General features: G+C 53.7%; 15 protein-coding genes. 12 read left to right on the top strand and 3 right to left on the bottom strand.

All coding sequences use genetic code 11. The annotated features are described in order from the left end of the window. Positions 1-32 precede the first annotated feature (32 nt). Positions 33-1,559, bottom strand: a complete 1,527-nt coding sequence (locus CR46_RS0100455; RefSeq protein ID WP_030069021.1) for a carbohydrate porin — start codon at positions 1,557-1,559, stop codon at positions 33-35. A 476-nt stretch (positions 1,560-2,035) separates the two neighbouring features. On the opposite strand from CR46_RS0100455, the gene CR46_RS0100450 reads away from it, so the two are divergent. The 6 genes from CR46_RS0100450 (at position 2,036) to CR46_RS0100425 (ending at position 9,213) form a co-directional block, all read left to right on the top strand. Beyond that, positions 2,036-3,307, top strand: a complete 1,272-nt coding sequence (locus tag CR46_RS0100450) for an ABC transporter substrate-binding protein (protein ID WP_030069019.1) — start codon at positions 2,036-2,038, stop codon at positions 3,305-3,307. Positions 3,308-3,321: 14 nt separating this feature from the next. Then, on the top strand, positions 3,322-4,308 hold the full coding sequence (locus CR46_RS0100445) for a carbohydrate ABC transporter permease (RefSeq protein WP_030069017.1): 987 nt from the start codon (positions 3,322-3,324) through the stop codon (positions 4,306-4,308). After that, positions 4,308-5,150 (top strand): carbohydrate ABC transporter permease, encoded by an 843-nt coding sequence (locus tag CR46_RS0100440; protein ID WP_030069015.1) that lies wholly within the window; start codon positions 4,308-4,310, stop codon positions 5,148-5,150. Before CR46_RS0100445 ends, CR46_RS0100440 begins: the two co-directional genes overlap by 1 nt. 36 nt (positions 5,151-5,186) lie before the next feature. Continuing rightward, a complete protein-coding gene (locus tag CR46_RS0100435) occupies positions 5,187-6,803 on the top strand; it encodes an alpha-glucosidase family protein (RefSeq protein WP_030069012.1) in 1,617 nt (538 codons plus the stop codon). Between the two features lie 93 nt (positions 6,804-6,896). Continuing rightward, positions 6,897-8,003, top strand: a complete 1,107-nt coding sequence (locus CR46_RS0100430) for an ABC transporter ATP-binding protein (protein ID WP_030069010.1) — start codon at positions 6,897-6,899, stop codon at positions 8,001-8,003. Positions 8,004-8,181: 178 nt separating this feature from the next. Further along, a complete protein-coding gene (locus CR46_RS0100425; RefSeq protein ID WP_030069008.1) occupies positions 8,182-9,213 on the top strand; it encodes a LacI family DNA-binding transcriptional regulator in 1,032 nt (343 codons plus the stop codon). A 14-nt stretch (positions 9,214-9,227) separates the two neighbouring features. Here CR46_RS0100425 and gap read toward each other — a convergent pair whose 3' ends face one another. Further along, positions 9,228-10,232, bottom strand: coding sequence for a type I glyceraldehyde-3-phosphate dehydrogenase (gene gap, locus CR46_RS0100420; RefSeq protein ID WP_030069006.1), 1,005 nt, complete (start codon positions 10,230-10,232; stop codon positions 9,228-9,230). 211 nt (positions 10,233-10,443) lie between these two features. Between gap and pyk the strand changes: the two genes are divergently transcribed. After that, positions 10,444-11,910 carry a pyruvate kinase gene (gene pyk, locus CR46_RS0100415; protein ID WP_030069003.1) on the top strand — a complete coding sequence of 489 codons (1,467 nt, stop codon included), beginning with the start codon at positions 10,444-10,446 and terminating at the stop codon, positions 11,908-11,910. A gap of 28 nt (positions 11,911-11,938) precedes the next feature. Continuing rightward, a complete protein-coding gene (locus tag CR46_RS0100410; RefSeq protein ID WP_030069001.1) occupies positions 11,939-12,421 on the top strand; it encodes a methylglyoxal synthase in 483 nt (160 codons plus the stop codon). Between the two features lie 15 nt (positions 12,422-12,436). Here the strand turns inward: CR46_RS0100410 and cra are convergent, their stop codons facing one another. Beyond that, a complete protein-coding gene (gene cra, locus CR46_RS0100405) occupies positions 12,437-13,414 on the bottom strand; it encodes a catabolite repressor/activator (RefSeq protein WP_030068999.1) in 978 nt (325 codons plus the stop codon). A 226-nt stretch (positions 13,415-13,640) separates the two neighbouring features. Between cra and ptsP the strand changes: the two genes are divergently transcribed. The 4 genes from ptsP (at position 13,641) to pgi (ending at position 21,132) form a co-directional block, all read left to right on the top strand. Then, positions 13,641-16,508, top strand: coding sequence for a phosphoenolpyruvate--protein phosphotransferase (gene ptsP, locus CR46_RS0100400; protein WP_030068997.1), 2,868 nt, complete (start codon positions 13,641-13,643; stop codon positions 16,506-16,508). Further along, positions 16,508-17,479, top strand: a complete 972-nt coding sequence (pfkB, locus tag CR46_RS0100395; protein WP_030068995.1) for a 1-phosphofructokinase — start codon at positions 16,508-16,510, stop codon at positions 17,477-17,479. Before ptsP ends, pfkB begins: the two co-directional genes overlap by 1 nt. Further along, positions 17,476-19,212 (top strand): PTS fructose-like transporter subunit IIB, encoded by a 1,737-nt coding sequence (locus CR46_RS0100390; protein ID WP_030068992.1) that lies wholly within the window; start codon positions 17,476-17,478, stop codon positions 19,210-19,212. Before pfkB ends, CR46_RS0100390 begins: the two co-directional genes overlap by 4 nt. 255 nt (positions 19,213-19,467) lie before the next feature. Further along, positions 19,468-21,132, top strand: coding sequence for a glucose-6-phosphate isomerase (pgi, locus tag CR46_RS0100385; protein ID WP_030068990.1), 1,665 nt, complete (start codon positions 19,468-19,470; stop codon positions 21,130-21,132). The last annotated feature ends 88 nt before the right edge of the window (positions 21,133-21,220 follow it).

Genomic DNA, 21,220 nt, shown 5'->3' with positions numbered 1-21,220 from the left:
CTTTGCTCAGAAACTCTGCTCAGAAACTCTGCTTAGAACCATACCTCGGTTTGTACGCCAAAGGTAAATTCACCGCCAGTAAATCCATCGCTACCTAGAGAACTTGCACCGTAGCTATTAAGGCTATCGTCCCAATCGCTGTAAGTCGTGAATAGACGGATCTCAGGACGCTTCCAGAAACCACCTACTTCCGGCTTGAAAGTCGGTGCGATAGTGAACTTCATATAGTCACCATCAACCGCGTTACGGTCACTGTAACCCTGTGGATCTAAGTCCATCCACTGATAGCTAGCTTCGTACTGCATTTCGAAATTCTGATTAATTTCATTCGCCAAACGCACGTTTAGCGTAGCCCAATCATAGCTATCGCCATTAGCGAAACGATCTTCACTGGTTTCAGCCAGTATCGACGGTGCAATACGCCACTTCGGCGCAATGTAGGTCGTACCGTATAGCGCCAGCCGCGTTGTGGTCGCATCATCCGTCAGATCGCCGTTGCTGCCTAACCCTTTAACTTCGGCTCCTAAGCCTTGGCCGTGAAGTACAGCGGCCTTAAAGTTACCTTCGCCCATGCCGAAGAAGCTGTCGCCGTGGTAAGCCACCATGGTATGCCAGCCTGTATCAGCCGCATTTTGGCCCACACCGATATCACGCTCATCATTATCAGCAGCAGACATGCCGTTGACCATGACCTGCCAGTTACCAAAGTAATTATTGGAGGTCAAAATCAAATTATCGGTATCACTTTCCCCATCTAAGCCAGGGTTTTCGCGATTGACGATGGGGTAATCACTAAAGCTGCGACCATAAACTGAAAAGTTACTCTTCCAGTTATCGGCTAGCTGCATGTCGTAAATACCGCCACCGGTACCCGCGAGGAAAACAACATCGCTATCTAGCCAATGGATATCAAAGTTATCTCGGTCGAAGCGCTTACCGGCCCAAATAGAGGCGTTTTCAAACGCGCCGGTAAAGCTTGGCAAGTCACTAAATTCGGCATAAACCTGACGCACATTTAGGTTGGTATCATCGCCTACCCAGTCATTGCTGGAAGTAGTACCGGCAGCCAACATAGTGGTGTAGCGAGCTTTTGCACCGTTATCAAACTGCATGCGGTAGTTAAGAATGGCTTCAGAGTAAGTATCCGGCTCGTTGCCCAGACGACCAACAGCACCGCCATTTCCACCCGCGGGTGTTAAATAAGGGCCACCTGGTGCGCTTTTGCCATCTTCACCAATTAGCAGGCCAGAACGCGCATAGACATTAAAGGAGAAACCCTCTTCGCCACTGGATTGGCGTTCTACACGGGCAAGACGTTCTTCAATATCAGCGTCAGTAACGGTGGCAGGTGCACTTGATGAGGGTGTGGCATGTCCCTGCTCCGCTAGCTCAGCGCGGCGTTCTGCAGCATTGGCACGCTGCTCGGCAGCCGCAATTCGTGCTTCTAGCTGCGCAAACCGCTCTTCCAGTGTGGTGTTGGCGCTGGCTGTGGCCCCCAAACCAAGACTGGCGGTGGCGATTGCGATTGCTAAAGGCGTCTTGAATGTCATTTTATGCATTGTTTTTAACCCTTTGTTTTACAGCCAATGTATCCACAACTGGCGTTAACTCTTTTATTTTTAAGATTTCTTAAAAAACGCAAACTTGCCATGCTGTTTAAACCCTACCGATAGACCCAAGGCACTCACTGACGCCTACTACGTTGGTAGCGTTCATTTCCACTCAGCGGCGCTGAACGCTTAGCTACCTAGCCAGACAGAGAAGGTTATGTTGCAAAGCAACTACGTTTCACTCCATCAAATGACGGAACACAGAACTTAATCGATTAAGAGGTAGTAAACAAACCAGAAATTGCTGATTATCGACCAATGTCTAAAACAACTTTTAAATTAAAACTATTAACACGACAGCATTAGACAAAAGTCGCTATTGAACTTATCTCGATGAAACGGCTAACTGGCACTCTACTTAATCGTTTAAGTAAGCGCTATGAGCGCTATTACCACCCACAACAATAAACGCTGAGGAACGCCCTATGAAAAAGACACTACTCACTTCTGCTATCGCTTTGGCTAGTATCGCTAGTGCCACGGGTTCTGCCCAGGCGGCTGAATTAACGATTTCCTGCGGTGCTGTTGGTGCGGAGCTTACCCTTTGCCAAGAAGGCGTAAGCGCTTGGGAAGAGAAGACCGGCCACAGTGTCGATGTGGTTTCAACGCCAAACTCGTCTACCGAACGTTTATCGCTCTACCAACAAATTCTATCCGCCAATTCTAGCGACATTGATGTCATGCAGATCGATGTCGTCTGGCCTGGCCTACTGGCTAACCACCTGCTCGATTTACGCGAGGTACTCGGTGAAGACGCTGCAGCGGGCCATTTTGATACCATTGTCACTAACAACACTATTGATGGCCGCCTAGTCGCGATGCCCTGGTTTACCGATGCGGGCGTTCTGTATTACCGCGAAGACTTGTTAGAAAAACATGGCCATGACGTACCTACTACGTGGCAAGAATTGACTGACATCGCACGTGAAATCAAAGATGCCGAGCGCGGCGAAGGTAATGACCGTATGCAAGGCTTTGTGTTCCAGGGCCGTGCTTATGAAGGACTGACCGTCAATGCACTGGAGTGGGTATCAAGCTTCGGCGGCGGCACTGTGGTAGATCAGGATGGCGAAGTCACCATCAATAACGAGAAGGCTGCTGAAGCGCTGGATTTAGCAGCCTCCTGGATTGGCGACATCTCTCCAGAAGGTGTGCTGAATTATACCGAAGAAGAAGCTCGTGGTGTCTTCCAGGGTGGAAATGCGGTGTTTATGCGTAACTGGCCCTACGCCTGGTCACTGGCTCAAAGCGAAGATAGTGATGTACGCGGCAAAGTCGGTGTTACCCAACTACCAGCAGGTGGCGAAGACGGCCAAAGTGCAGCCGGTTTAGGCGGTTGGAACTTAGCGGTATCCCGTTATAGCGAACATCCCGAGCTCGCCGCTGACCTGGTCGCTTTCTTGGCCGGTGAAGAAGAGCAAAAGCGTCGCGCCATCCAATCTTCTTATAACCCCACCATCGATGCGCTTTACCAAGATGAAGAGGTGCTGGAAGCTGTACCGTTCTTTGGCACGCTGTACGACACTTTCACTAACGCAGTCGCTCGCCCCTCAGCGCCTACCGGCGATGCCTATGGCCGTGTGAGCAATGCCTTCTTCAGCACCTCCCACGATGTGCTTTCTGGAAGTAAAGATGGTGCACAAGCTGTTTCCGATCTTGAAGGCGAACTTCTTCGCCTGAAGCGTCGTAACTGGTAATCGCGGAGATACCTATGTCGACCTCTTCTAACAACAGCGCGCCCTTGGAGGCGCGCTCAGCCGCAGCGCCAGCGCGTCGGCACCGCGGCACTAAAGTACGCCGTCAGCGGGTCAAAGCGGCTTGGTTGTTCTTGGCCCCCATGCTAATTGCATTAACGCTGGTTGCTGGCTGGCCGTTAATGCGAACATTTTTTCTAAGCTTTACCGATGCCTCACTGTCGGACCTCGGTGCAGCTAATCTAATCGGGTTTGAAAACTACCTCGTCTACGACAATGGCCGTTGGTTCGGGGTACTAGCCGACTCAGTCTGGTGGCAATCTGTTTGGAACACCGTTTACTTTTCGGTGGTATCCGTTTCTTTAGAAGTCATTTTTGGTGTGATTGTGGCGCTGATCCTAAATGCGGAGTTTAAGGGTCGGACGATTGTTCGCGCGGCAGTGCTGATTCCGTGGGCAATCCCCACCATCGTTTCCGCACAAATGTGGGCATGGATGCTCAACGATCAGTTCGGCATCATCAATCACCTGCTAATGACCGTTGGGATTATTGACAATCCTATCGCTTGGACGGCTAGCGCTACTTACTCAATGTGGGCAGTCATCATGGTCGATGTCTGGAAAACAATTCCGTTTGTTGCCCTGTTGGTGTTAGCCGCCCTACAAATGTTGCCAAAAGATTGTTATGAAGCCGCAGAAGTAGACGGTATTCATCCCGTCCGTGTGTTCTTCAAAGTTACCCTGCCGTTGATTACGCCGGCTTTGATGGTGGCGGTAATTTTCCGTCTTCTAGATGCGCTGCGGGTGTTCGACGTGATCTACGTACTGACCTCTAACTCGACCAGCACGATGTCGATGTCGGTTTATGCACGCCAACAGTTGGTTGAGTTCCAGGATGTTGGTTACGGCAGCGCCGCCTCTACTCTGTTGTTCTTGATTATTGCCCTGGCCACTGTTGCTTACCTCTATTTAGGCCGTAACAAAATACAACTAGGAGGTGACTGATGAACCAACGTCAGTTAGCCAAAATTGCCAAGCGCGTCGGCTTTTGGGCCTTGATCGCGCTGATCATGGTGTATGCCGTCTTCCCGTTTTATTACGCGGTGATTACCTCACTCAAACCTTCTAGCGATTTGTTCCAGGTTGAGCTTTGGCCCTCAAATTGGAACCTGGACAATTATGTCCAAATCTTTAGCCAGTCAAGCTTTGTACGTGCAATTTTCAACTCGATTATTGTGGCGTTTAGCGTTGTTTTCATCGCGCTTTTATTGGGCATCACCGCCTCCTACGCGCTGGGCCGAGTTCGTTTTCGCGGCCGTTCAACCGTCATGCTGGTCATTCTTGGGGTCTCTATGTTTCCCCAAGTGGCGGTGCTTTCAGGCTTGTTCGAGGTAATTCGTGCCTTGAATCTCTATAACAATCCCGCTGGCCTCATTTTGAGCTACACCATTTTCACGCTGCCTTTCACTGTTTGGGTACTTACCACCTTTATGAAAGAGCTACCCATGGAGCTGGAAGAAGCAGCCATCATGGATGGCGCTACGCCATGGATTACGATTACAAAAGTCTTCTTACCGCTAATGTGGCCCGCCATGGCAACCACAGGCCTTCTCGCTTTTATCGCCGCGTGGAATGAGTTTCTGTTTGCCTTGACCTTCACACTTACCGATGCCCAGCGCACTGTGCCTGTTGCCATAGCCCTGCTTTCTGGTGGTAGCGCCTACGAACTGCCGTGGGGGCCCATTATGGCGGCATCTGTCGTCGTCACCGTGCCGCTGGTGATTCTGGTGATTATTTTCCAGCGTCGTATTGTTTCGGGCCTCACTGCTGGTGCAGTAAAAGGCTAAGCACTGACGTATATACGTTTTATTAAGGATTTATCCATGCAAGACAACCTGACGTGGTGGCGCGGTGGCGTTATCTATCAAATTTATCCGCGCAGCTTTTTAGACAGCCGTGGGGACGGCATTGGTGACTTAAAAGGTGTTACTGAAAAGCTTAGCTACGTGGCTTCTTTGAATGTTGACGGTGTCTGGCTTTCACCCTTTTTCACCTCTCCCATGCTCGACTTTGGCTACGACGTCAGCGACTACCGCGACGTCGACCCAATGTTCGGCACCCTGGAAGATTTTAAAGCGCTGCTCGACAAGGCCCATTCACTTGGTCTTAAAGTGATGATTGACCAAGTCATTAGCCATACCTCTGAACAGCACGCTTGGTTTAAAGAGAGCCGTCAAAATCGCACTAACCCCAAAGCTGACTGGTTTGTGTGGGCAGACCCTAAGCCCGATGGCACTCCACCAAACAACTGGTTGTCTATTTTCGGTGGTCCTGCCTGGACCTTTGACACGCGCCGTCAGCAGTATTACCTGCATAATTTTTTATCCAGCCAGCCGGATATTAATTTCCACAACCCAGAAGCCCGTCAAGCCCAGCTGGACAACATGCGCTTCTGGCTGGATCTTGGCGTTGATGGTTTCCGCTTAGACACTGTCAACTTCTACTTCCACGACGCTGAGCTGCGCGACAATCCACCGGTGCCAAAAGGCGGATCCAAGACTCTAGGCGCTCCAGAGGCTAACCCCTACACGTGGCAGCGCCATGTCTACGATATTAGTCGCCCTGAGAACGTAGATTTCTTGAAAGACTTACGTGCGTTGATGGATGAATATCCGGGCACTACCACTGTGGGCGAAATCGGCGATGACAACCCACTTGAGCGTATGGCCGAGTACACCGCAGGCGGTGATAAGCTGCACATGGCGTACACCTTCGACCTACTTAACAAGCCACGTTCTGCTGCCTATATCTATCGCGTTATTGAGCGCTTTCAGCAGTTAGCGGGCGATGCCTGGCCCTGCTGGGCAACATCCAACCATGATGTTGAACGCAGTGCATCACGCTGGGGAGCTGAAGAAGATCCCATTGCTTATCCTAAAGTGATGCTTGCCATGCTGTTTTCCCTTCGTGGCAGCGTCTGCCTTTATCAAGGGGAAGAGTTAGGGCTTCCAGAAGCTGAGGTGCCTTTTGAACGCATTCAAGACCCCTATGGCAAAGCCCTTTGGCCAGAGTTTAAAGGCCGAGACGGGTGCCGTACGCCAATGCCATGGTCTGATGATACCCAGGCAGGCTTCTCGCCTATTGAGCCATGGCTCCCTGTAGACAAACGTCACCTGCCATTGGCAGTTAGCCGTCAGCAGGCAGATCCAGACTCAACACTAAACAGTGTGCGCAGAATGCTGGCCTTTCGCCAATCGCACTCCGCGCTGTTCGATGGTGATTTACAGCTTATCAACGTAGGTGAAGATCTCTTGGGATTTATTCGCCAGGACGACCAAGAGAAAGTGCTGTGTGTTTTCAACCTGACGGGAAGCGAACAGCAAACAACGCTTCCTGCAGGAGTTACCAGCGACCTAGAAGGGCATGGTTTCAATACGCTGCGTAAAGACAGCATGCTAACGCTGCCAGCCTATCAAGCCGCTTTTATGCACGTTGCTTAGTCAAATCAAATAGCAATATTCAATAACAACATTCAATAATGATAGTCGGCCCGATACGAGGAGTGCTGCATCGAGGCCGGCAAGGAGCTAACCATGGCAAGTGTTACGCTTGAAAAGATCAACAAAATATTTGGTCGCGATCACATTATCAAAGACGTTGACCTGAACATTGGCGATGGTGAATTTGTCGTCTTTGTTGGCCCCTCTGGCTGTGGAAAATCGACGCTGCTACGCCTTATCGCAGGGCTAGAGTCAATCACCGACGGTGATTTAACCATTGGTGACACACTGGTCAATGACCTACCCCCACGGGAGCGTGGAGTAGGCATGGTTTTCCAGTCATATGCGCTTTACCCACATATGACCGTTTACGACAACATGGCCTTTGGCTTGAAGCTTGCCAAAACGGACAAAGAAACAGTCCATGAGCGGGTAATGAGTACCGCTAAAATTTTGCAGCTCGAAGACTTACTCCATCGTAAGCCAAAAGCACTATCAGGTGGTCAGCGCCAGCGGGTAGCCATGGGACGCGCAATGGCCCGAGAACCTCGTATTTTGCTGTTTGATGAACCGCTTTCTAACCTAGATGCGTCGCTACGCGTTCAAATGCGCAACGAGATCGCCCGCCTGCACAACCGGCTCGGCTCCACCATGATCTACGTGACCCACGACCAAGTCGAAGCGATGACCCTAGCCGATAAAATCGTAGTGTTAAAAGGCGGCCATATTGAGCAAGTGGGAAGCCCCCATGAGCTTTACCAGCGCCCAGCGACTAAGTTTGTCGCAGGCTTTATTGGCTCGCCTACGATGAATTTTATGCCTGCTGAACTTGTCAGCGGCTCAAAGGATGGCTGCCGAGTGACTGTAACAGGGTTAGAAGAGCTGGTACTTCCCCAGGCAGCTGACCGTTACAGCCCTGGTAGCTCGCTGACATTGGGCGTACGCCCAGAGCACCTACGCCTGGAAGCGCCAACGGGCAATAACTGCTTTGATATTGTTAACGTTGAATACCTAGGCAATGAAGTTTATGTCTACCTAGAACCTAAAGAGGGCGATACACTGCTTATTCACCGAAGTGAAGCGCCTAGCCAGTGGAAAGAAGGCCAACAAGTATCCCTGGTGCCTGACATTGAGCATGTGCACCTATTCGACGAAAGCGGTGCAGCATTGGTGCTTTTAGAGAAACGCTCCGCGGCTTAGCGACTGCACTGTTACTGAGCAAACAACGGCCTTTGATGCTACTGCCTCTTTATGCAAAGGTAATAGGAACAGCGTCAAGGCCGTATTTTTGTGCGCGTGATTCAATTCGTTAGCCTGCGCTGTAAAATAACGCTTAATAATTAAACAGGATAGGAAGCCCGTGACTGCCCAACGTCGAATGACTCTCAAAGATCTTGCCACAGAACTCGGCGTTTCCACCGCGACAATATCAAATGCCTTCAACCGACCCGACCAGCTTTCGCCGCTTCTGCGTGATCGTATTTTAAGCGAGGCTAAACGCCTAGGGTATAGCGGCCCAGACGCCAAGGCTCGGAGCCTACGCACTGGGCGCTCCAGCATTGTTGCGGTTATTCTCGCCGAAAGCCTGACTTACAGCCTTAATGATGCTGTTGCCAGTGAATTTTTATCAGGTGTTGCTGAAGTGCTCGATGCTCACGGCCATACCTTGCTGTTACTACCTGGTCGTGGTCATGCTTCCCAGCCTCCAGGGTCAGCAAACATTGCCGACGGCTTTATCGTTTACGGTTTAATGCCCAATAATAAGCTACTCAGCGAGCTTCCTTCCCAACGTCCACTGGTGTCGGTTGACTTCGATATTGAAGGCAGCCCTACCGTTCATATCGATGACCAGGATGCCAGCTATCATATTGCCCAGCACGCGCTAAAAACTCGGCCTGAACGACCAGCGGTGATCAATCTTCGCCTGACCAAAGAGCATTGCAATGGGCGAGTGACTGCTGCACACACAATGCTACCCAACAGCAGTACTATTAGCCGCGCCCGCTTGGCTGGGTTTCATGCAGCGCTCACCGAACATGGCTTTGATGCTGATCAGATCCCATTGTGGAATATCGAAGAGAATGTGTTTGATGTGTGCTCACCGGTGATCACAGAAATCCTTGACCTGCCTACCAATCAGCGGCCGGACCTGCTGCTGTGTATGTCAGACCGTATTGCGCTAACCGCACTTACATTAGCCGAACAGCGCGGCATTCACGTACCGGGAGAACTAAGAATTACGGGCTTTGATGGCATAGCGGAAGGGCAATATAGAGCACCGCGTTTAACGACCGTGCGCCAGGACAGTGCGGGCAAAGGCCGCGTGGCGGCGAAAATGATTCTAGGGCGGATACCAAAAACCCAGCAGCTACTCAAAACTGAGTTACTGCTGGGTGATACTTGCCCATGAGGCACAAGCAGGTGTTATTTGGCCGTTTTCTGCATGGCAATGGCGGTATCTAGCATCCGATTAGAAAACCCCCACTCATTGTCGTACCACGCCATAATTTTCACTAGGCGGCCATTCACACGGGTGTGATTAGCATCAAAAGTAGATGAGTGTGCGTCATGGTTAAAATCAATCGACACCAGCGGCTGTGCGTTAACCGCTAACACGGACGAGTTCGCCGCCGCTTTTTCAACAATCGCATTGATCTCTTCTTTGCTGGTATCACGACTTGCCGTAAACGTCAGATCCACCAAAGAAACGTTGATCACCGGCACACGCACCGCTAAGCCATCGAACTTACCCGCAAGCTCCGGTAACACTAACCCCACCGCCGCTGCTGCGCCTGTTTTAGTTGGGATCATCGAGTGCGTCGCACTCCGTGCGCGGTATGGGTCGGAGTGATAAACATCCGATAGGTTCTGGTCATTGGTGTAGGCATGCACCGTGGTCATCAAGCCGTTTTCAATCCCGACCGCATCGTTTAACGCCTTGGCAACAGGCGCCAAGCAGTTAGTCGTGCAGGACGCATTAGAAACCACCGTGTGTTCAGCTGTCAGACTATCGTCATTAACACCATAGACGATCGTAGCGTCAGCATCAGGACTGGGCGCAGAGATCAACACACGCTTAGCACCCGCTTCTATATGCTTGGCAGCGGCTTCTCGCTTAGTGAACAGGCCAGTGCACTCCATGACAAGATCAATATTCATGGAAGCCCAGGGAAGCTGGCGGGGATCACGCTCAGAAGAGATCGCAATACGATCACCATTCACGCTGATGCTTTCAGCATCATGCTCAACTGAATACGGAAAGTGGCCGTGCACCGTATCATGGCGTAACAAGTGCGAATTGAGGGAAGGATCACCTAGGTCGTTAATTGCAACCACTTGGACGCGGTCCCGATAACTATTTTCATACAGCGCACGCAGTACGTTACGACCAATGCGTCCAAATCCATTTATAGCAACTCTTATTGTCATGGTGGCACCTCGATCAAGCAGTGGTAGTAGACATCGTTTCTAGTAAAAAAATTACTAAAAATACGTATTTATTTGCCTAAAAGTCATTTTAAAACGTTAAAAACGACTAATGAAGGCTATTAACATTCCAATATGTAGTAAAATTACTATATAAAGGCTATCGTAGTCCAATAATTAATCACCACCAAGATGCTCAACAGGAGTAACTTTTATGACTCGCTCAACATCTTCCACCCCCCTTCGCCGTACCAAGATTGTCGCAACGCTTGGCCCGGCAAGTGATCGTCCTGGCGTGCTGGAAGCCATGCTCAAAGCGGGTGTTGATGTCGTGCGGCTCAATTTCTCCCACGGTGCCGCAGACGACCATCGCCGCCGCTTGCAAGAGGTACGTGAGATCGCCCAGCGGCTAAACCGCAGCGTTGCCGCACTGGGTGACCTGCAAGGGCCAAAAATTCGCATAGCACGTTTTGCCGAAGGTGCCGTTCATTTGGATGCTGGCCAAGCCTTTGTGCTCGACATGGCGCTAGATACCAACAGCGGCACCGCCGAACGCGTAGGCTGTGATTACAAGACGCTGGTTAACGACGTCACTCCAGGCGACCGATTACTGTTGGATGATGGGCGCTTAGTGCTGGATGTCACCTCTATCGTTGGGCAAGAGGTGCATACTCGCGTTCACGTGGGTGGCAAGCTTTCTAATAACAAGGGCATCAATAAACAAGGCGGCGGGCTCTCAGCTCCGGCGCTTACCGAAAAAGATAAAGAAGACCTCAAAACCGCGATTGATATTGGAGTCGACTATCTGGCGGTGTCGTTCCCACGCAGCGCTGCTGATATGCAGGAAGCTCGCGAACTACTCGGCGAGGCAGGTAAAGAAATTGGCCTGGTGGCCAAACTGGAGCGCGCCGAAGCCGTAGCTAACGATGAGACGTTGGATGGCATTATTGAAGCATCAGAAGCGGTGATGGTCGCCCGAGGCGACTTAGGCGTAGAAATTGGCGATGCTGCGCTGATCGGCACCCAAAAGCGCATCATCAAGCATGCTCGTACGCTTAACCGCGCGGTCATTACCGCCACACAAATGATGGAATCGATGATTGAGTCGCCACTGCCCACCCGCGCGGAAGTCTTCGACGTGGCTAACGCAGTGCTTGATGCTACCGACGCCGTTATGCTCTCTGCGGAAACCGCCGCGGGTGACTATCCGGTAGAGACTATTCAAGCAATGGATAGGGTGTGCTTAGGTGCTGAACGCGAGCGCATTGCCCAATCGTCAGGTCACCGTATTCATGAAGGCTTTGAGCGTATTGATGAAACCATTGCCCTCTCCGCAATGTACGCCGCTAACCACCTAACTGGTGTCAGTGCCATTGCCTGCATGACCTCGACGGGTTACACGCCATTGATTGCTTCACGCATTCGCTCTGGCCTGCCCATTGTTGGCCTTGCCCATAGCCCGGTTGCTCAACGGCGCATGGCGCTTTATCGCGGCGTTGTATCAATCCCTTTCGACACCACCCATATGGATCCTAAAGAGCTCAATAAAGAAGCCGTCAAGCTGCTACAAACTCATGGTTTGGCACACCCTGGAGATCATGTCATTCTTACCCGCGGCGACCACATGAATGCCCACGGCGGTACCAACACGATGAAAGTGCTGGCCGTTGAAGAAGACTAAACCTGACTGCGACCTGGAGAGCCATGCCATGACCGATGCACGCCCACCCCGCCAAGCTATTCGCACCTTGCCACCGCGTAAGCGCATTGCGCTAATTGCCCACGACGGCAAAAAAACCGAAATGCTGGAGTGGGCAACGCGCTGGCAAGAAACACTTAGCCAGCACACTCTTATTGGTACGGGGACTACCGCTGGGCGGCTCAAAAGTTCGCTTGGCCTAGAGGTCGAGGGGTTGATGAGCGGGCCGCTGGGTGGTGACCAGCAAATTGGCGCGCGTATTGCCGAGCAACAGCTAGACGTGCTGATTTTCTTCTGGGATCCGTTTGCCCCTCAGCCCCACGACCCTGACGTCAAAGCGCTACTGCGATTAGCCGCGTTATGGAACGTACCGGTGGCGTGCAATGCGGCGAGCGCCGACTTTTTACTGTCATCGCCCTACCTCAGTGAACGCTACGATATGTCTATTCCAGATGCGCAGGCCTGGGCCCAGGCCCGCACAGTTCAAGACTGACCAGCAACAGGGTACTTACCGGGTACGCAGGTGGCGCGCTACGACCTGCTGGCCACACTGATAATCACCGTTCATGGCATTCAGGGCACAGCGCAGGGTGAGTTCAGCAATGCGGTCATAATCTTGCAACGCTGAATTCACCGGTTGCGGCAGAAAATCCAATAACCGGTGATCGCCAAAAGTAGCTAAGCGCATCTTCGCGGGTAGCCCACCACGCTCTAGAAACACATCAAACACCCCTTCCATCAGCACATAAGACGCAGTAATTAACGCATCAGCGCCACCCTTTTCATCCAATAATTGAGCGGCAAGGCGAGCGCCTTCGCTACGCTCGTAGTGGGTACCGCTGAGTAAAACCGGCTCAATAGAGGTACCTTCTAGTGCTGTCTGAAACCCCCTCCTCCGCTCGCGACTGATCGACAAGCTCGGCATCGCTTCTAACCACGCCACCCGCCGCGTGCTACCCGTAATGACCGAGCGCGTTAGCGCATGCGCAGCGTCTTGATCATTGCTGACGACACTGGCAAAACGCGTCGGCGCAAGCCCACGGTCCATTCCTACAACGCACCAGCCTTCATCCACCAACTCAGAATAGAAGGTGTCATCTTCAGCTAAGCAGCTGGCGGTAATCAGCACCTCACAGCGCTGCGCGCGCAGCGCCAGCGCCAAAGTGCGCTCGCTATCGGCACAGTCATCCGAGCTGACTACTAACAGTTGGTAGCCCTTCTCTCTTGCACCACGCTCTAAGCGTTTGGCGAGCCGCGCATAGCTAATATTTTCAAGGTCAGGAACGATCAAACCAATCAGCCGACTTGCCCCACGACGCAACGCCGCAGCCTGCGGATCAATGTGATAGCGATGCTGACGCACTACCGCCATGACCTTTTCAATAGTGGTATGACTAATACGTCGCTGCTCGGCTTGGCCATTAATTACATAGCTCGCCGTGGTGCGCGATACGCCCGCAAGGCGGGCAATGTCGGCAAGTGTCATGCAATTCTCCCTCTGGTTGCCGGGGTAGTTTATCAGCCGTTTCTGCCCACCCCGACTAAAGTCTAGAAAGACAGACCTTGTGTCTTTAAGTGAATCGATTCAGCATAGCCAACTAACCATAGCTGACACGATTCATCCAGCAAACCTCAACGCTTTACGACCAACGTTTAAGCATGAGTACGCTACAGACATCGCCCTTGGCTGACAGCGTTTACAGGAGAACCCTATGCTAACACTCGGCCCAGATGACATCTTGCTCAATCGCCATGCAGACGACTGGCAAACTGCACTCGACATCGCCGCTAAGGCGTTAACGGATGCAGGCTTAGTTGAGGCCGAGTACCGTGATGGCCTGCATGCCCGTGAAGCGCAGTCGTCCACGTATCTTGGTAACGCGATTGCCATTCCACATGGCACGCCGGAAAGTCGCCAGCACGTAAAACATACCGGCGTGCGGGTCTTACAGTTCCCCCAAGGCATTCAGTGGCATGACGGTCAGAAAGTGCATGTTTTGGTGACGATCGCCGCGCAAAATGACGAACATTTAGACATTCTGCGCCAGTTGACCCATGTATTAGACCGCGAAGGTGTCGCCAACCAGCTCGCAAGCGCCAGCTCGGCTGCCGAGGTAGCACGTTTACTTTCCAAGCCGCCGCTTGAACCGCGTCTGGACGCCGAGACACTGTGCATTAACTTTCCTGCTCGTGACCCTCAAGAGCTCGCCTTGGCCGCTGCCGCACGGCTTCGTCAAAGCGGCTGTGTCGATAACGCCTTTATTAGTGCCATCGCCAGCGCTTCCCCCCAATGGCTGGGCAAAGGATGTTGGTTGGCAAGCCACAACCAAGGGGTGACACAGCCCGCACTAGGCGTTGCCACGCCAGCCGATCTCAAACTTGAGCATAGCGGCCATCCCGTCCATATACTGTTCTGCTTGGCAGCCAGCGGCGATGCCCACCGTCCACTGTTGGAACAGCTACTAGCCGTGTTGGAGAGCGGCGAAAGTGACAGCTTGATGGGCAAAAGCAGCGCACAGCTGCTGGCCACGTTGGCAGGTGAAACGGCCAGTACCCAGACTCGCCGCGTGCGCGTCTTGAACCCCCATGGCCTGCACGCCCGTCCGGCAAAACAGCTGGTACAGGTCGCCCGCGCGCAATCAATGCCGATTAACGTACGCCTTGAAGAAGGCAGTGCCACCACGGTGTCTGCCGCCAGCCTAACCAAAGTGATTGGTTTAGGAGCACGGCGCGGTCAGTGGCTGATCCTTTCTGCCGAAGGCGACCAGGCAAGTGCTGCGCTAGGCGCAGTAGCCGCCGCCGTTGAAGACGGTCTAGGCGAGAAAGTAACACCGTTCGACGGCGGTTTTGATGCCAAGTCAGTTGCTAACACAAGTAAGCTGGTTGAGCCGCTAGTCGTCGATACACCTCACGCAGGCGTTGCCGCCTCGCCAGGCTTAGCCATTGCACCGGTGTTTGTCATTCGCCCGATGCAGTTCGACTACGCTGAACACGCCAACGACCCCGAGCACGAAATTAACCGCCTGAAAGCAGCATTGGAAGAAGGCGCCGCTCAACTACAGGCACTGGTGCACAACGCCCCTGGCGGCGAAGTGGCCGACATTCTCTCAATGCACGAAGAGATGCTCGACGACCCCGAGCTGCATCATGCGGCCATTGATGCAATTCGTGAAGGTCGTTCAGCCGAAGCCGGTTGGTGGAATGCTATTGAAACCGCCGCTCACGCCCAGGAAATGCTCGCCGACCGCCTGCTGGCCGAGCGCGCCGCTGACCTGCGCGACGTAGGCCGCCGTGTGTTGGGTGTATTGTGCGATGTCCAACTGCCCGAACCACCTGACCACCCGTATATTCTGGTAATGGATGACATCGGCCCTTCCGACGTTGCTCGCCTGGATACCTCACGCGTACGCGGCCTGCTTACCGTTCGCGGTGGTGCCACCGCGCACAGTGCTATTCTGGCTCGCGCCCTGGGTATTCCAGCGGTCGTCGGCGCAGGTGATGCCGTGATGGTACTGCATAACGGCAGCATGATGATTCTGGATGGTGAACGTGGGCGGGTTACCTCCCAGCCTTCCGAAGAGCGCCTGCAGCGGGCGGAACAACAGCTTCTCGACCAGCAACAGCGAGAAGCTGATGCCTGGGAGCTGCGTTTTGAGCAAGCCCAAACACGCGATGGCCACAGGGTCGAAGTGGCTGCCAATCTTGGCAACACCGCCCACGCCGCTGACGCCGTTGAACGCGGTGCCGAAGGCGTTGGCCTGCTGCGCACCGAGTTCCTGTTTATGGCCTACTCAAGCGCACCGGACCTAGCCACCCAGATTGCCGAATACCGCGAAGCCACTGATGCTCTGGATGGCCGACCGCTGGTCGCGCGTACTCTTGATGTGGGTGGCGACAAGCCGCTGCCCTACTGGCCTGTTCCCCAGGAAGACAACCCGTTCCTTGGCCTACGCGGCATTCGCTTAGCACTGACCCAGCCGGAGGTGCTGGAAACACAAATCCGCGCGCTGCTGATGGCAGCTGTCGATCGTCCGCTGCGGATCATGCTGCCGATGGTCAAGGATGTCGCTGAATTCCGTGCCGCCAAAGTCATCTATGACCGCCTGCTTAGCGAAATCCCGCCACAACAGCGCGCCACTGATGTGCAACTGGGCGTCATGATTGAAGTGCCTTCCAGCGCTCTGTTAGCGCCTACGTTGGCGGCCGAGGTGGATTTCTTCTCCGTCGGTACTAACGATTTAACTCAGTACACACTGGCCATCGACCGCGGCCACCCAGAGCTTTCTGCCCAGGCGGATGGTTTACACCCCGCCGTGCTGCGCCTGATTCAAATGACCGTTGATGCCGCCCATGCCCACGGCAAGTGGGTTGGCGTATGTGGCGAACTCGCCTCGGACGCCATGGCCGTGCCTGTACTGGTAGGGTTAGGCGTTGATGAACTTTCCGTCAGCGCGCGGCAAATTCCGCTAGTCAAAGCTCGCCTGCGTGAATTTGATCTTGCCGATGCAAAAGCCACTGCCCAATTAGCACTGAGTAAAGCCACCAGCGATGAGGTGCGTGACGCCCTGGAGGCCCGCTAATGGCCCAGGTAGTGTGCATTACACTCAACCCCGCGCTGGATTTAGCGTTCAACCTTGAAACGCTGACACTCGGTCATGTGAACCGCCCCCACAGCGCCCAGTTAGAAGCCGCGGGCAAAGGCGTTAACGTAGCGCGAGTGCTGGCAAGCTTAGGCCACGAAGTGATTGTTAGCGGCTTTCTCGGCCAGGATAACGACGCCCCGTTCGGTCTGGCATTTCCCCGCTACGGCGTGGAAGATGCCTTTGTGCGAGTGCCCGGCAGCACGCGCATTAACGCTAAGCTGGCGGAGCAAAGCGGCCGCGTCACTGATATTAACGGCCCCGGTATGCCGATTGAGGCAACCCATCTGAATGCTCTACGGCAAACCTTGGACAGCTTGTTTCAGCGCCACGCCCCGCCCCAGGCGGTCGTCGTTGCCGGTAGCCTTCCACCGGGGTTTGATCAGCCGCTGTTTGCTGAACTACTGACCACCCTAAAAAGCTATGGCGTTCCACTTTGGATAGACACCAGCGGCCCAGCACTGCTGACCGCCATTGCTACTCAGCCTGCGGCTGTAAAACCTAACGAAACGGAACTCGCTGACTGGGCTGGCAGCGCCCTAGATTCACATCAACAGCGCCAGGTCGCCGCCGAGCGACTGCACGCCAGCGGCATCGGGCACGCACTGATTTCCGCAGGCTCAGAGGGCGTTCTATGGGTTAGTTCACAGGGCACTTGGCAGTCCACGCCGCCTAGCGTGAACGCCATCAATACCGTTTGTGCAGGAGATACCTTTGTGGCTGGCATGCTCCATGGGCTGCTCAGCGGCTTCGCCCCACCAGACACCCTTCGCTTCGCAACGGCACTCTCTGCCGAAGCGGTTCGCCACGTCGGTGTGGGCACCCCCCACGCCGACGACTTTGACTTACTCCAACAACAGACTTTGGTACGGCGTCTTGACGACACCATCACCGAGGGAGCCACGCGATGAACCTGATTCTAATTACCGCCTGCCCCAGCGGCATGGCGACCACCTTTCTGGCCGCCAAGCGCCTTGAACAAGCGGCCACACGGATGGGCTGGAGCGCCCATGTGGAAATGCACGGCGAAATTGCGCCGCTGCAGGCTGCCACCGCTGAGCAAATTGCTAATGCCGATTTAATTGTGGTGGCTGCCGATCACGTCCCCGCCCCAGAACGTTTTGATGGCAAGCGGCTTTTCCAGGCGCCGATTGCCAGCGCCCTACCCGACCCCAGTGCCTTCTTAAATCAAGCCAAGCGTGAAGCGCCAATTTACACTGCTCCTACAACCCCTACAGCCGCCGCTACTCCGGCAAGCAACATGGGTGGTAAGAAGATTGTCGCTGTTACCGCCTGCCCAACCGGTGTTGCCCATACCTTTATGGCCGCCGAAGCATTGGCCGAAGCAGGTAAAGCGATGGGGCACGCTATTCGCGTGGAAACCCAAGGCTCAGTAGGCGCTCAGGATCAATTAAGCGAAGAAGAGATCGCCGATGCCGACGTGGTCGTACTGGCCTGCGATATCGATGTTGATCCGTCGCGGTTTGCAGGTAAGCGTATCTACCGCACCTCAACCGGCAACGCGCTGAAAAAGCCACGCCCTACGCTGGAAGCTGCCCTTGTTGATGCTAGCGTAGAAACTGCCAACAGCGGTTCGGGCAGCGCCAATAAAAGCGTTAAAGAGAAAGGTGTTTATAAGCACCTACTCACCGGCGTGTCGTTCATGCTGCCGATGGTGGTAGCGGGTGGCTTGCTGATTGCGCTCTCGTTTGTCTTCGGTATTGAAGCCTTTGAACAGGAAGGCACGCTGGCCGCTGCGCTTATGCAAATTGGCGGCGGCACCGCCTTCGCGCTAATGATTCCGGTACTGGCAGGCTACATTGCCTACTCCATTGCTGACCGCCCCGGCATTGCCCCAGGCATGATTGGCGGTATGTTGGCGGCCAACATTGGCTCCGGGTTTATCGGCGGTATTTTGGCAGGTTTCCTGGCCGGCTATGTGGCCCTCGCGGTTACCCGCTACGTTAAGCTGCCCTCTAGCGTTGAATCGCTCAAGCCGATTCTGATCATCCCGCTGGTAGCAAGCCTAGTAACCGGCCTGACGATGATCTACGTGATTGGCGAACCCGTCGCTGCGTTGCTCAATGCGCTGACCAGCTTCCTGGCCTCTATGGGTTCTACCAACGCGGTATTGCTGGGCATTCTGTTGGGCGCAATGATGTGCTTCGATTTGGGCGGCCCCGTCAATAAAGCCGCCTATACCTTCGGCGTGGGTTTATTGGCTTCAGAAACCTACGGCCCAATGGCGGCTATCATGGCGGCAGGTATGGTGCCAGCAATCGGCATGGGCATTGCCAGCTTCGTTGCACGCAATAAATTTTCTGAACCAGAACGGGAAGCAGGCAAAGCTTCGTTTGTACTCGGCTTTTGCTTTATTAGTGAAGGGGCCATTCCCTTTGCGGCGAAAGACCCGCTGCGGGTTATCCCTGCGTGCATGGTGGGCGGCGCAATCACCGGCGCGCTTTCCATGCTGGTGGGCGCAAAACTAATGGCACCTCACGGCGGTATCTTTGTGCTGCTGATCCCCAACGCCATTACCCCTGCACTGCTTTACCTTGGTGCGATTATCATCGGCTCGCTGGTGACCGGTTTAGGCTATGCCTTTATCAAACGCGGCGCCGCTCAGGTCGCCGTTGCCAGCTAATCTTTCAAACATCAGCGCTGGGTAGGCTGCGGCTTACTCAGCGTCTTTTCTGCCACATCCGCGTCTTTCACACAGAAAAACGGTTTATTACTTATTTTTAAGCTACTAGACGCTTATCATTTGCTTCATCTGGGGTTTTATGTAGTATTTTTACACAAATAGACTCATGAATAGACTTATAAATAGTACAAAGCAAGAGCTAGCAACCCAGCGCTCGTCACTTAATAACCATCTAAAACAACAGGACCGCCTTCTATGTTTCAACTCACTCGCAGCGTGACCTGGCAGGCCCTTGAACGCCTGCACGACAAAACCGCCAACGACCGCATTCGTGATTACTTCACCAATGACCCGCAGCGCTTTGAAAAAATGAGCCTACGGGTGGGCGGCCTGTTCCTGGATTACTCCAAGCATCACGTCTCTGATGAGGTACTCGCCAAACTGCTGGAGCTGGCCGACCACTCTGCCCTGGTTCAGCGCCGCGCGCAGATGTTCTCTGGCGATATTATCAATGTCACTGAGAACCGCCCAGTACTGCACACTGCACTGCGCAATTTAAGCGCTGAAGCGGTGCATGTAGACGGCAACGATGTGATGCCGGAAATCAACCGCACCCGGGAACAAATCAAACAGTTCTCTGAGGCGGTCAGAAGCGGTGAATGGAAAGGCTATAACGGACAGCGCATCAAAGACGTGGTCAATATTGGCATTGGCGGTTCAGACCTTGGCCCCAATATGGCCGTACGCGCGCTACTCAAATACCGCCACCCTGAACTGCACTTCCACTTCGTTTCCAACGTCGATGGCACCCATATTCAGAAGGTGCTTTCACGGCTAGACCCGGCGACCACGCTGTTTATCGTCTCCACCAAAACCTTCTCTACCCAGGAAACCCTGCTAAACGCCAAAACCGCACGGCGCTGGTTCGTGGAAAATGCCGGTGAAGATGCCGACGTAGGCGCACACTTTATTGCCGCTTCCACTAACCGAAAAGCGGCGATGGAGTTCGGGATTCGTGAAGAGAACGTGTTCGAATTCTGGGCCTGGGTAGGTGGCCGCTACTCCATGTGGTCATCTATCGGCCTACCGATTGCGCTTTCGATTGGCTTTGAAGGTTTTATCGAGCTGCTAGAAGGCGCCCATGAGATGGACCGCCACTTTATCGAGGCGCCCTTCTCACAGAATATGCCAGTACTGATGGCGCTGATCGGCATTTGGTACATCAACTTTGTGGGTGCGGAAACCCAGGCCATCGTGCCCTACGACCAAGCACTGAACCAACTACCTTCGTTCCTGCAGCAGCTGGATATGGAGTCTAACGGCAAGTCGGTGGATATTTTCGGCCATCCGGTTAACTACAAAACTGGCCCGATTGTTTGGGGTCAGACCGGCTCCAACGGTCAACACGCCTTCTTCCAGCTACTGCACCAAGGCACCCGCTACGTGCCGATTGATTTTATTGCCTCGCTGAAACCCGAGCCCGGCGTAGAAGACCACCACTTCGCCTTGCTCACCAATATGCTCGCCCAGGCCAACGCCTTTATGGAAGGTAGCCAAGGGGACAGCAAAGAGCTTAGCCAACATGACCCCTACAGCTGCCCCGGCAACCGCCCTTCCAGCACGCTACTGCTAGATGAGCTAACGCCAAAAAACCTGGGCGCGCTGATTGCCCTCTACGAGCACAAAGTGTTTGTGCAAGGCGTTATCTGGAATATCAACTCGTTTGATCAGTGGGGCGTGCAGCTTGGCAAACGCATTGCCGGTGAAATCAGTGAGCGTATCGACACCAACGCCGCCGACTTCGACACCTCTACTCAAGGCTTGTTGGAACTGGTACGCGCCCACTTTCCCAGTGGCGATAGCGCAAAGGAAAGCGCGCCAGCCAGTGCTGATAAAAAACCAGCCAGGAAAAAGCGTTAAACGGAAGGTTGAGTAAACGTTAGATAAAAAACGCCTTGGTTTTTCAGCCAAGGAGCACCTGAGACATAAAAAATACCCCTTGGCACTT

Origin of the sequence: Vreelandella neptunia (genome assembly GCF_000712975.1) — a bacterium.
Classification (GTDB): Bacteria; Pseudomonadota; Gammaproteobacteria; order Pseudomonadales; family Halomonadaceae; genus Vreelandella; species Vreelandella qaidamensis.
This window is presented reverse-complemented; position numbering and strand designations above follow the sequence as displayed.

Excerpts from the sequence above, each read along its gene's own strand:
- cra (WP_030068999.1), bottom strand. The coding sequence starts at position 13,414 with ATGACACTTGCCGACATTGCCCGCCTTGCGGGCGTATCGCGCACCACG.
- pyk (WP_030069003.1), top strand. The coding sequence starts at position 10,444 with ATGACTCGCTCAACATCTTCCACCCCCCTTCGCCGTACCAAGATTGTC.
- CR46_RS0100430 (WP_030069010.1), top strand. The coding sequence starts at position 6,897 with ATGGCAAGTGTTACGCTTGAAAAGATCAACAAAATATTTGGTCGCGAT.
- CR46_RS0100410 (WP_030069001.1), top strand. The coding sequence starts at position 11,939 with ATGACCGATGCACGCCCACCCCGCCAAGCTATTCGCACCTTGCCACCG.
- CR46_RS0100455 (WP_030069021.1), bottom strand. The coding sequence starts at position 1,559 with ATGCATAAAATGACATTCAAGACGCCTTTAGCAATCGCAATCGCCACC.
- CR46_RS0100435 (WP_030069012.1), top strand. The coding sequence starts at position 5,187 with ATGCAAGACAACCTGACGTGGTGGCGCGGTGGCGTTATCTATCAAATT.
- pfkB (WP_030068995.1), top strand. The coding sequence starts at position 16,508 with ATGGCCCAGGTAGTGTGCATTACACTCAACCCCGCGCTGGATTTAGCG.
- CR46_RS0100440 (WP_030069015.1), top strand. The coding sequence starts at position 4,308 with ATGAACCAACGTCAGTTAGCCAAAATTGCCAAGCGCGTCGGCTTTTGG.
- ptsP (WP_030068997.1), top strand. The coding sequence starts at position 13,641 with ATGCTAACACTCGGCCCAGATGACATCTTGCTCAATCGCCATGCAGAC.
- CR46_RS0100390 (WP_030068992.1), top strand. The coding sequence starts at position 17,476 with ATGAACCTGATTCTAATTACCGCCTGCCCCAGCGGCATGGCGACCACC.
- pgi (WP_030068990.1), top strand. The coding sequence starts at position 19,468 with ATGTTTCAACTCACTCGCAGCGTGACCTGGCAGGCCCTTGAACGCCTG.
- CR46_RS0100445 (WP_030069017.1), top strand. The coding sequence starts at position 3,322 with ATGTCGACCTCTTCTAACAACAGCGCGCCCTTGGAGGCGCGCTCAGCC.
- CR46_RS0100450 (WP_030069019.1), top strand. The coding sequence starts at position 2,036 with ATGAAAAAGACACTACTCACTTCTGCTATCGCTTTGGCTAGTATCGCT.
- gap (WP_030069006.1), bottom strand. The coding sequence starts at position 10,232 with ATGACAATAAGAGTTGCTATAAATGGATTTGGACGCATTGGTCGTAAC.
- CR46_RS0100425 (WP_030069008.1), top strand. The coding sequence starts at position 8,182 with ATGACTCTCAAAGATCTTGCCACAGAACTCGGCGTTTCCACCGCGACA.